This is a genomic window from Corynebacterium sp. MC3, from assembly GCF_900099485.1.
GTDB lineage: Bacteria > Actinomycetota > Actinomycetes > Mycobacteriales > Mycobacteriaceae > Corynebacterium > Corynebacterium pseudogenitalium.
This window is the reverse complement of record NZ_LT622815.1, coordinates 149047-159270: the sequence shown is the minus strand read 5'-3', so window position 1 is coordinate 159270 and position 10224 is coordinate 149047. Positions and strand designations below refer to the sequence as shown.

11 protein-coding genes and 1 pseudogene are annotated in these 10224 nt (G+C 63.4%); 3 read left to right on the top strand and 9 right to left on the bottom strand.

Annotation, left to right across the window (positions count from 1 at the left end; genetic code table 11):
• Nucleotides 1-61 precede the first annotated feature (61 nt).
• The 5 genes from BQ4436_RS07560 to BQ4436_RS07545 form a co-directional block, all read right to left on the bottom strand.
• Nucleotides 62-709: a saccharopine dehydrogenase family protein gene (locus BQ4436_RS07560; RefSeq protein ID WP_255366159.1), complete on the bottom strand. Its 648-nt coding sequence runs from the start codon at nucleotides 707-709 to the stop codon at nucleotides 62-64.
• Between the two features lie 265 nt (nucleotides 710-974).
• The gene (locus tag BQ4436_RS07555) at nucleotides 975-1658 is read right to left on the bottom strand and encodes a hypothetical protein (RefSeq protein ID WP_070764469.1); all 684 of its coding nucleotides are present in this window, start codon (nucleotides 1656-1658) and stop codon (nucleotides 975-977) included.
• A 174-nt stretch (nucleotides 1659-1832) separates the two neighbouring features.
• Nucleotides 1833-2537 carry an energy-coupling factor transporter transmembrane component T gene (locus BQ4436_RS12550; protein ID WP_255366158.1) on the bottom strand — a complete coding sequence of 235 codons (705 nt, stop codon included), beginning with the start codon at nucleotides 2535-2537 and terminating at the stop codon, nucleotides 1833-1835.
• Nucleotides 2534-4105 carry an ABC transporter ATP-binding protein gene (locus BQ4436_RS07550; RefSeq protein WP_255366157.1) on the bottom strand — a complete coding sequence of 524 codons (1572 nt, stop codon included), beginning with the start codon at nucleotides 4103-4105 and terminating at the stop codon, nucleotides 2534-2536. Before BQ4436_RS07550 ends, BQ4436_RS12550 begins: the two co-directional genes overlap by 4 nt.
• A 93-nt stretch (nucleotides 4106-4198) precedes the next feature.
• Entirely contained in the window at nucleotides 4199-4894 is a 696-nt protein-coding gene (locus tag BQ4436_RS07545; RefSeq protein ID WP_143000853.1) for an ECF transporter S component, read from the bottom strand.
• A gap of 565 nt (nucleotides 4895-5459) precedes the next feature.
• Between BQ4436_RS07545 and BQ4436_RS07540 the strand changes: the two genes are divergently transcribed.
• The gene (locus tag BQ4436_RS07540; protein ID WP_369822045.1) at nucleotides 5460-5735 is read left to right on the top strand and encodes an anti-sigma factor; all 276 of its coding nucleotides are present in this window, start codon (nucleotides 5460-5462) and stop codon (nucleotides 5733-5735) included.
• 55 nt (nucleotides 5736-5790) lie between these two features.
• Here BQ4436_RS07540 and BQ4436_RS12545 read toward each other — a convergent pair whose 3' ends face one another.
• The 4 genes and pseudogenes from BQ4436_RS12545 to ychF all read right to left on the bottom strand — a co-directional run bounded on the left by BQ4436_RS12545 (nucleotide 5791) and on the right by ychF (nucleotide 7650).
• On the bottom strand, nucleotides 5791-5961 hold the full coding sequence (locus BQ4436_RS12545; protein ID WP_218079174.1) for a hypothetical protein: 171 nt from the start codon (nucleotides 5959-5961) through the stop codon (nucleotides 5791-5793).
• Between the two features lie 181 nt (nucleotides 5962-6142).
• Nucleotides 6143-6301, bottom strand: a pseudogene (locus BQ4436_RS12695) (recombinase family protein); the annotation flags it as partial.
• A 99-nt stretch (nucleotides 6302-6400) separates the two neighbouring features.
• Nucleotides 6401-6541: a recombinase family protein gene (locus BQ4436_RS12690; protein ID WP_257000612.1), complete on the bottom strand. Its 141-nt coding sequence runs from the start codon at nucleotides 6539-6541 to the stop codon at nucleotides 6401-6403.
• Nucleotides 6542-6561: 20 nt separating this feature from the next.
• Nucleotides 6562-7650: a redox-regulated ATPase YchF gene (gene ychF / locus BQ4436_RS07535; RefSeq protein ID WP_070976202.1), complete on the bottom strand. Its 1089-nt coding sequence runs from the start codon at nucleotides 7648-7650 to the stop codon at nucleotides 6562-6564.
• A 101-nt stretch (nucleotides 7651-7751) separates the two neighbouring features.
• Here ychF and BQ4436_RS07530 point away from each other — a divergent pair, with 101 nt between their 5' ends.
• Together BQ4436_RS07530 and BQ4436_RS07525 are read left to right on the top strand one after the other, a co-directional pair.
• Nucleotides 7752-9101, top strand: coding sequence for an AI-2E family transporter (locus tag BQ4436_RS07530; protein ID WP_070976200.1), 1350 nt, complete (start codon nucleotides 7752-7754; stop codon nucleotides 9099-9101).
• Between the two features lie 32 nt (nucleotides 9102-9133).
• Nucleotides 9134-10186 carry a DNA recombination protein RmuC gene (locus BQ4436_RS07525; RefSeq protein WP_070976198.1) on the top strand — a complete coding sequence of 351 codons (1053 nt, stop codon included), beginning with the start codon at nucleotides 9134-9136 and terminating at the stop codon, nucleotides 10184-10186.
• The last annotated feature ends 38 nt before the right edge of the window (nucleotides 10187-10224 follow it).

Here is a 10224-nt window from a genome sequence, read left to right as displayed (position 1 = left end):
CCCGCTTCTACCCTCTTTCCCTCCTCAACGCCTTTCCGCTTGTCATCACTGCCCTGGTCTCTCATACCCATCGAGATGCGAATATGAGCCGGGCGGAGGACAGGGCGACGACCAGCTCGGCGGGTTGCGGAGTGCCCTTCGCCCGCGCCTTCCGCGATGTCACGGCCGCCCCGAGACGGGCGAGCAGACCGGAGACAACGGGCATCGAGTACAGTCTCGACGTGCGGATTTTCTCCACCGACTCATCGGGGAGGGCATCGAAGGCGACGTGGTAGGAATATCCACGGATCGAGGGGCACACCTCGCGTACGACGTCGATGTCCGGGCATTCGTAGCTGATTCCGCTTTGCGACGACACCGGGTTGCGCCGCACCTCGACGATGGTGCCGCCGAGCATCGTGCGGTATCCGCCGCGGATAGTCCGGAACATCGACTCGACCGACGCGGCCCCGGATTCCTGGTCGGCGCCAATTCGCAGATCGACCCGCACATCGCGGACCTCTTCGGCCCCCGCAGCGCGGGCCCCGAGCATCAACAGGGCCGTCGACAAGCCCGGGCACAGGCCGAACCCGGTGAGCACGGGAACCCCCTCCCGCCGAGCATCCCCGTCGAGGGCCATGATCGCGCGGCGGGCGTCGATCGAATCGTTGACGTCGATGTACCCGGTGCCTGAGTCGATGCAAGCACGGGCGAGTGAGTCTGCATGCACCTCGAACGGGCCGGTGCAGTTGACCACCCAATCGTGTTTGCGGAAGACCCTGCAGATCTCGTTGTGGCCGGCGGCGATCCTCAGCGGGAAGTGCCGCCCCGGGCCATCGTCCGGTTTCTGCCGGGAAGTGTAGGCCAGCTCAATCCCATCGACGACGCCGAGCATCCCCCGGACGAGCCGTCCGGTGACGCCGGTACCTCCGGCCACCAGCACTTTCACGGGTTCGCCCGCGTCGCGGTCCCGTGCTTCCCCGCCGTTTCGTCGGTCAGTCATGTTCCATTTCGTTTCCCCGGTCCCGCGACCGGTCGATTCCTTCGGACGACGGGTCCGCTGCCCTGTCGTCCGTTTCCGGCGCCTGGCGCCGGCGTTCGATGTACTCCCCGATGAGGGCCCCGGTCAGCGCGGCATCCTCTCCGAGGACGAACGAATAGTGGTTTCCCGCGACGCCGGCGACGCAGAGGTCATCGACGAGGTGGTCCCGCCACTGGTCGTGGTTGTGAGCCTCGCCGTCATCGGGGAAAACGAACAACGCCTCCCTCACCCGACCCTCGGGCCGGTACCGGGTGCGGGCATCGATGAGCGAGCGCAGCGAGTTGAACTCCGTCGCCGTCACCCGGTCGCCGGAAAGCCCAAGGTCCTCCAGGAGCGTCGGTGCGACTGCTGCGGCCAGGGCACGCAGACGGGCCCCCCGTTCCCCGTCGGTCTCATCGACCCCGCCGAACTCCGCCCAGAGGCGGGCAACCGGCGTTCCGTGCGGGAGATCGGCGATCGAGGGCGCCACCCGGGACAGCAGCCCCTTTTCGGATTCCGCGCCGAAATCCCCGACGTCGACCGCGATCCCCGGAGCCAGGCTGTCGAGAAACACCAGCGCGGGATCAAGATCGGCCCCCTTTTTCGTCTCATCGGCCTTGTCCCGAAGCACGTCGCTGATGGTCCGGATCGTGTTCATTGGTACCTCTTTCGGTTGTCGGCGCCATGCCGGTGCCGGGCGGACCGGGCCCGCATGGCGTGACCCGGAGGATGTGTCTGAAGGGTTGAAAGGGTGAAGCAACTGGGTGGGGCGCGTCTCCGCACAAGCTCGGAAACGCTCGCGGGCCCGGGACCCGCCGGTTCCGGGCGTCCGTCAAGTCACTGCGGACACCAGGGCGGCGACGAAGGCCGCGGCGGACGCTGCGGCCGCGAATCCGTCACGCACTCGCCAGGGGTGATCGGTGCGGAAGGTGCGCCGCGGATGGCGGCCGAAGTTGCGCATCGCCAGGGTCAAGGACAGCTTTTCGGCGCAGCGCACGGCGCTGACGAACAAGGGAAAGGCGATGCGCGCGGGCGTCGTCGCGCGAATGAAGCCGGAGCGGAAAGACTGCCCCGGTCGCATCGAGCGCAATCTAATCGCCCATGTCAGATGGGGGATTTCGCTGCGCAGGAACGCCGCGATGCTCATCCCGGAAATCGCTATGGTGCACCATGTGTAGGGCACCCGGAAGCGTTGCACCATGGCGTCGAAAAGCTCCTCGACGCGCATGCACGCGGAGACCAGGACCGTCCCCGCGAACACGGCCGTCAGCAGCAGTCCGTGATGGATGCCGTGGCGGACGGCCTCCGCCGGATCCCCACCGCCGTAGAACTCGGAGCGCCACCCGAGCAGGCCGAAGAACACCCCGATCAACAGGACGAGGAGGACCTTCCCCGCCGTCGCCCGAACGTCGCGCTCCGCGATTGCAGCGAGTGCGAGGAACGCGACCCCCGTCAGCGCGAGAACGGCGTCTCCGCCGGAGAGCAGCCCGGCGACGAGGACGAGCATCACCGCCGCGACGATCGTGATGGCGTTCAACCCCGCGCGCCTCCGAGCGGCGGATTCACCGGTCCAGGGGCTTTCGTCCCCGGACGTCCGTGCGCCGGCCGCGGGCAGTGCGCGATCCCGCCGGGTGGCTGAGGGGCCGACCCCCGCCGGGACGACTCCGGGGCAGCCGGCACGTCGGCCGCGGGACCGGACCAGGCGACCTTCCCTTCGGCGACGATGCTCGCCCGATCCGCCCACGTTCGCGCGACACGGCGATCGTGGCACGTGAACACAACGGTTCCGCCGGCCCCGGCGTATTCCGCCAGCGCATCCAGCACGATGCGCGCGCTCGGCGAATCCAGGTGCGCCAACGGCTCGTCGAGAAGCAGCAAACGGCGATTGGCCGCCACCGCCAGGAAGATGCCCAACCGTCTTTTCTGTCCGCCCGACAGGACGAACGGCGAGACGGGGTCAAGTGCCCGGGGGAACAGGGCTTCCCGCAGTTTCCGCAGCTCATCGGTGCCGAGTGGCCCGTGCGGGTCCGTGCCGGCCAGCGCGGAGTCGATTTCCGCGGCGACGGTCGCGCGGGTGAACTGGTGCTCGGGGTTCTGGAACGCCCACGACGCGAAGGCGTCGGGGACGCGCCAGGCGGACGCGCCGTCGATCCGGAGGTCCGCTCCCGCCTTCATCTGGCCCGACAGCACCGCCAGCAAGGTGGACTTACCGGCTCCGTTGGCGCCGACTAGGGCATGAATCTCGCCCCGTTCCAGTGTCAGATCGGCCCCGTTCAGGATCTTCTCCCCGCCTCGGGCCACGTGGGTTCCGGTCAAGGCCAGCAGTGGAACGGCATCCGCCTCCGATTCCGGATCGGTGCCATTCCCGGCCCTCCGGGACTTTCGCCGCCGGTCCGGACCGGGACGGTCCGGTGCCCCCGTGCCCTGCGTACTGGCGTCCGGCGTTCCGGCGGTCGCGGCCGTCGTCGCAATGCCCTTCACCGCGATGCTATCCGGCGCTCCGTGGGCGGCGACGCTCCCGTCCGCATCGAGGATCGTCACCGTGTCGACCCACCCGTCGAACGGGCGGAGGTCGTGCTCGATGAGCAGGATGACGCGCCCCGGGGCCCGCAAGTCACGGATGGCGGCGAACAGCGACCGGCGACCGTCCTCGTCGACGTGGGCCGCGGGCTCGTCGAAGATCATGACCTCCGGCGCCCTGGCCACCGCACCGGCGATGGCCATCCGCTGGCGTTGCCCGCCCGACAAAGCCCACGGATCCTTCTCTGCGAGCTCTGACAGCCCGAGCTCCGCTAGGGCCTCGGCTGATCGCTTGGCGACGATGCCGGCTTCCACGAGGGAAAACTCGAGGGCCATGGACACGTCATCGACGACTCGGAGCGTGAGCACCTGCGTCGCCGGGTCTTGCCCGACGAAGGTGACCCGGTCCCGGTCCACGGGGCATTCGGTGCCGTCGGCATCGACGATGTGCACGGATCCGGCATGGTCGATGGGGATGTGCGAGGGTATCAGTCCAGCGATGAGGTGGGCCAGGCTCGTCTTTCCGCATCCCACGGGTCCCGTGATGGCGTTGATCGTGCCGAAATCGAAGGAGAGGTCCACCATGTCGGGTGCCCATCGCCCATCGGCGTGCCGCACTCCCGCGCCACTGACCCGCAACCGGGCCACAGAACAATCATAGGGAAAGACACACGCAGGCTAATCCCTGTCCCTTATACACATGAAGAAGAGTATAAGAGACAGGCGGAGCCCCTTTGCGACGGCAAAGCCCAGGACCAAAAACACCAGGCTCGATGCCAAGGCTACGGCGAAGCTGATCAGGGCCATGGGCGTGGTCGGCGAGTCGACGCCGACGGCACGCGGGGCCATCGTTCCCATCAGCGCGGAGAATAACATCGCCGACGCCACGAACTGGGGACGCGTCCACCGCCGGTACAGGGTGACCATGAACGGAAGCTCGATGAGCAATCCTTCCATGATCAGCGCCCCGATCGCGGCGACGCCGAACGGGGTGGTCGCCGCGGACACGACGCCCATGGCAAGGCACGCGATGAGGCTCGCGCCAGGCTTGCGGACGACGATGAGGGGAACGACGCACGGCAGGAACCACAACCCGAGCGTCGCCGCGACGAGATAAACGTGGGCGATGCCGGCGAACACCTGCAGGTAGGTCAGGGGCACGACGATGAGAGACCCCGCGACGCCGATCGCGGCGGCGACGAGCATGTCGCGGGTGGATGGTCGGCCACCCACTGCGACCGGTGCGACGTGTACCAACCGCCCGTCGTCCGTCTGCGACGCCACCGCGTCGCCGTCGCCCGTCCCGTCCGGGCCCGCGTCCCCGACTCCCCCTCCGGAGAGGGGTTCTCTGGTCGATCCACGTTTTCTGTTCATCGTCGCCGCCTCGCTTCCGTTGCCGATTCCCGATCGGGACCATAACTTGAAACAGTATTAGGTTAGGCAATCCTTATCAACTTATGCCAGACTCGAATTATTGACTTTGCCCCCGTTCCCCCCCATTTCGTTGTTAGCAGTTCCACCTCAGGGCACCGAAGATTCATAGCCTGTCCACCCGATTGGGCGGGTTATGTTTATTTCCGTTCCCTCCGTCTGAAAGGACAGTAGAACTAGTCGCTGGCTTCGGTATGGCTTATTCCCGCCCCTGTCTGAAAATGATCCGGGGGTGATGCCGCCGAAGACAGTGACATACTCAAACTGCTAATAGGAACCTGACCCAGCCCAGGTGGTATGAGGTCTCACAGTAATGTAGATGCCAGTACTAAGTATGTCCGACCACCCCCAGCGATGAAGCTCAAATAGTCCAACTTCTAATTCATCGCTAGGAGGAACACACCCATGGCCTATGACTTCGTCATTGGCGTGGACGTCGGCAAATACTTCCACCACGCCTGCGTCCTCGATCCCCAAGGCAGACGCGCGTCAAGGTCAGGCCGACGCGATGGGCGCGAGCCTCGACATCGTGATCAGCTCTGACATGGGCAAGGGCGGCGCCATGGTCAACGGCCAGCCAGCTCTCGACGACGGCATGGGGGCACAAGTGTGGGCAGTCATGGATGACGGCGCCATGGAATCGGCTGGAGTCATCGGCCAAGAACCCCACGACGACGTGTGGATGCCGCTGCCCGGTGGAACTGCTTCAGTCCTCGTCACCGAGGAAGTCGCCGCCGGCGCGGCGCAACCCACCGGCACGGTGCTGGCCAACGTGACGCTCTAGTCCCGGTTCCCTCCCTTGGCGCGCTTCAGCGCCGAGCACCGGACGAGAGCGAAGTTCACAGCACAATCCAGCCGACCAGGGCCGCGCCGATGACGACCGCCCAGGGCGGGACCTTCCACGAGGTGGGCGCGGCGTAGCAGACCACGGTGATGGACAGAGTGATCACGCCGGAAACCCCGGCGGTGAACACCGGGGTGTACAGCGCTGCACCGAGAATGCCGACCACCGCGGCATTCGCTCCAGCCAGGGCCGCACCTGCGCGTGGTGTCTGGCACCGAGGAAGGACGCGAACGTGAACAGCGGGCCTGGCATCGCCTGCGTTGCGCCGTAGCCGGCGAGGACGGTGTCTGCCCTCGCTCTCCACGCTGCTGTTGGGCGCGTGACTGCCTAGCCCCTTTACGCTCGACTTCACCGCGTGCTACGGCCGCCTTGATGCGCGCGAACATCCGGCCTCCGTCAGTACTGAGGTCCGCATCACCATTCGCGGTAAAAAGCTTCAACCCGTGCTGTTCCGCTCTGTCGATCCACCCTTCGAGCTGCGCGGGCTGCCGCGTTAGACGATCCAAGTCCCAGCAGATAATCGCGTCTAGCTCGCCTCACTGAAGACTAGCCACCATCGCGTCGTAATCGGGACGTTCCACGTCTTTCTTAGAGGCCGAGATCGACTAATCCACATAGGTGTACACGACCATCCAGCCACGCTGCTTTGCAATGGCTTCACAGTCTTCGCGCTGACGCTCGATGGCAAGACCGTCCATTGCAGCATCGAGCGAGATGCGAAGGTAAATGGCAGCACGTGTTGTCATACGACTAACACTGGCGCGCCTTAAGTTACATTGAACTTGAACTCGACCACGTCTCCGTCTTCCATGACGTATTCCTTGCCTTCTTGACGCACCTTGCCGTTGGCGCGCGCTTCGGCCATGGACCCAAACTTGTCGAGGTCTTCGAAGCTGACGATTTCGGCCTTGATGAAGCCTTTCTCAAAGTCGGTGTGGATGACGCCGGCAGCCTTCGGTGCGGTATCGCCCTGGTGGATCGTCCATGCGCGGGCCTCCTTTGGCCCAGCAGTAAGGTAGGTCTGCAAGCCGAGGGTTGCGAAGCCTGCCTTTGCGAGCGTTTCCAGTCCAGGTTCGTCCTGTCCAACGGAGGCGAGGAGCTCCGACGCGTCCTCTTCGTCTAGTTCGAGCAGCTCGGTCTCTGTTTGCGCGTCCAGGAAGACTGCCTCTGCCGGTGCGACAAGTTCTCGCAGCTCTTGTTTCCGGCCTTCGTCGGTGAGCACGGCTTCGTCGGAGTTGAATACGTAGAGGAATGGTTTCGCCGTCATGAGGTGCAGGTGGTGGAGCAAATCGAGGTCGATGTCTCCTGCCTTTGCGGCGGCGAAAAGGGTGCGGTCGTCTTCAAGCACCGCCTGCGCCTTCTTGGCCTCCTCGGCCTCTGCTGCCACGTCCTTGCTCTTGCGGCCTTCCTTCTCCAGGCGCGGCAACGCTTTCTCGATCGTCTGCAGGTCAGCCAGGATCAGCTCGGTGTTAATGACTGCGATGTCAGATGCGGGGTCGACTTTCCCGTCGACGTGAATGACATTGTCGTCAGCGAAGGCGCGAACGACTTGGCAAATGGCGTCTGCTTCACGAATGTTGGCAAGGAAGGCGTTGCCCATACCTTCGCCCTCGGACGCCCCCTTGACGATGCCAGCGATGTCAACGAACGACACCGTCGCGGGCAGGATGCGTTCGGATTCAAAGATCTCAGCTAAGCGCTTCAGGCGCGGGTCTGGCAGTTCAACCAACCCCACGTTCGGCTCGATGGTTGCGAACGGGTAGTTCGCAGCGAGCACATCATTCCGCGTCAACGCATTAAAAAGGGTTGACTTTCCGACATTGGGCAAACCGACGATTCCAAGTGTAAGACTCACGCTGGCCAATCCTAGCCCACCCATCGCGTTGCCGTCGAAAAGTTTGCAGCTCGCGGTCGGGTTACGTTTCTTTCTCCCTCGGATGGGGCACAATAGGTCGCGTGAGCACTCAGAAACCTCTCGACTACGACGCCAATCCGATTGATCGCGGCATTGTCTACCGCGCGTGGATCAAGTCCGCCGCGACGTTGACGCTGCGAGTCCTCATTGTCGCAGTGTTTTTGGCCGCGCTTGGCAAAGTGATCGGGATGTTTTGGGCAGGCATTCTTCCGGTTGTTCTTGCGCTCATCATCTGCACTGTGCTCGCGCCCGTTGCGGGCTGGCTGCGCCAGCATGGCATACCAGCTGGATTTGCGGCGCTCTTGACGTTGCTTGGCTTCTTTGGATTTCTCGGCTTTCTCGTCTCGTTGATTGCCCCGGACATTGCGGCGCACTCGAGGTTGCTCTATCTGCAAGCGCTCGAAGGTGTGCAGCGGTTGCAGCTCTGGCTGCAGGGTCCACCGCTCAATGTCAACCCCGATGATCTTGATGAGGGCGTGAACGAGATTGCGCAGTGGCTCCAGAAGCAGGCCGGGGCAATCGCTGGCGGTGTATTCACGGGTATTGGCACTGCCGCAGGCCTGATTGTCACACTGTTCGTCGTACTCGTCTTAACTTTCTTTTTCCTCAAAGACGGACACAAGTTCCTGCCGTGGCTTCGCAGTGCTACCGGTGGCCGCGCAGGCCTTCATTTCACTGAGCTCTTCACCCGTGCATGGAACACACTTGGGGGTTTTATTCGCGCCCAAGCTGTTGTCTCGCTTGTCGACGCCATCTTCATCGGACTCGGCATTTACTTCGTGGGCGTCCCGATGGCGTTCACGCTCGCTGTGCTGACGTTCATCGCGGGGTTCATCCCGATTGTGGGTGCGGTTGTGGCAGGCGCGCTTGCCATTTTGGTCGCGTTGGTGTCGCTTGGCGTAACCCAAGCGTTGATTGTGTTTGCCATCGTCATTGTTGTCCAACAGCTGGAAGGCAATGTGCTCTCCCCGATGCTGCAGTCCCGTGCAATGAACTTGCATCCAGTGATCGTGCTGGTCTCCGTGACCGTAGGTGGTGGACTCTTCAACCTGATTGGTGCCTTCTTGGCAGTCCCCGTAGCTGCGATGATCGCGGTTTGCTACCGCTACACGCTCGATATTGTGCGCATCCACTCAGGGGAAGTACGCCCGGAAGATCTTTCTTTCATCACCGAGGAAGGTCGTGCGATTGCTGAGCTGGAAAGCATCGAAAGCCAGCACAAGCGCGATGCGCTGCGCGAGGAAGATGAATGGGCAGCCACTGTCCCCTCGGAGGCTGCACAGGGAGAGTCCGCGGAGGAGGATCTTGATCAACCCGATCGCCGCTTCCGTCCACGGTACAAGCCCGACAAGTTAAAACAGGTGTTCGATCGACTGCGTCCTAACGCCTAGTTTTGTCCCGCTCATGTGCTCTACTAATGCACATGGACGCATCGACCGCACTGCTATTGATCTTTACGGGCCTCCTCGTTGGGGCCATCCTGGGCTTTTTTGGCGGCACGTTTTGGATGCAGCGTACCAACCCCCAACAGCACCCGCCTACTGATCTACGCCCGCTGGCACAGGCACTTCGTGACCTACAGGTTCGTCTCGAAGACATCGATAAAGAGCAAGCAGTAGCGCAGTCTGCCTTGGCAGGCCAAGTACAAGCAATTGCGCGCACCTCATCCAGGCTCGGGGACCGGACTGATCAGCTCATCACTGCACTGCGCTCACCGCAGGTCCGAGGCAGATGGGGCGAGGTGCAGCTGCAGCGCGTGGTAGAGCTGGGTGGGATGGTAGAGCACGTCGACTTTGACGCTCAGGCGTACATGCGTTTCGACGGCGCCTCGCTACGCCCGGACATGGTTATCCGGCTCACCCAGGATCGAAACATAATCGTCGACGCCAAGGTTCCGTTTTCTTCATACCTCGATGCGCTCAACACGGAAGACCCGGAAGAAAAGCAAGGCTACCTGCGTAGACACGCGCACCTGCTGCGAAGCCACGTCGATACGCTGTCCTCAAAGTCATACATAAAGGCATTTCAGCCCAGCCCGGAATTCGTCGTGATGTTTGTCCCAGCTGACCCATTCTTGGACGCCGGTCTCGCTATCGACCCGGAGCTGCTCGACTACGCTTTTGCCCGCAACGTCGTCATCGCGACCCCCACGACGCTGTTCGCACTGCTGCGCACGGTTGAACTTGGGTGGAGGCAAGATTCCATGAATCGGGAGGCGCAGACCATCCAGCGTCTTGGCGAAGAGCTGTACCGGCGTCTCGGCACGCTGACAGAGCACTACAACCGCGTCGGGAGCAGTCTTGAGAAGGCGGTCGAGTCGTACAACGCAACACTGGCGTCGCTCGACAGTCGGGTGATGGTCACCGCTCGTAAGCTCGAGGAACTAGGTGCAGCTGGGCACTCGTCGAGCGCGCCGGAGCTTCACCCTATCGATGCGCGACCGAGACTCCGCGACTCAGATTCGTCGAATTGTTAGCCCCTGGAGCGGGTCAAACTGGCAAGACTCGGGGGTAG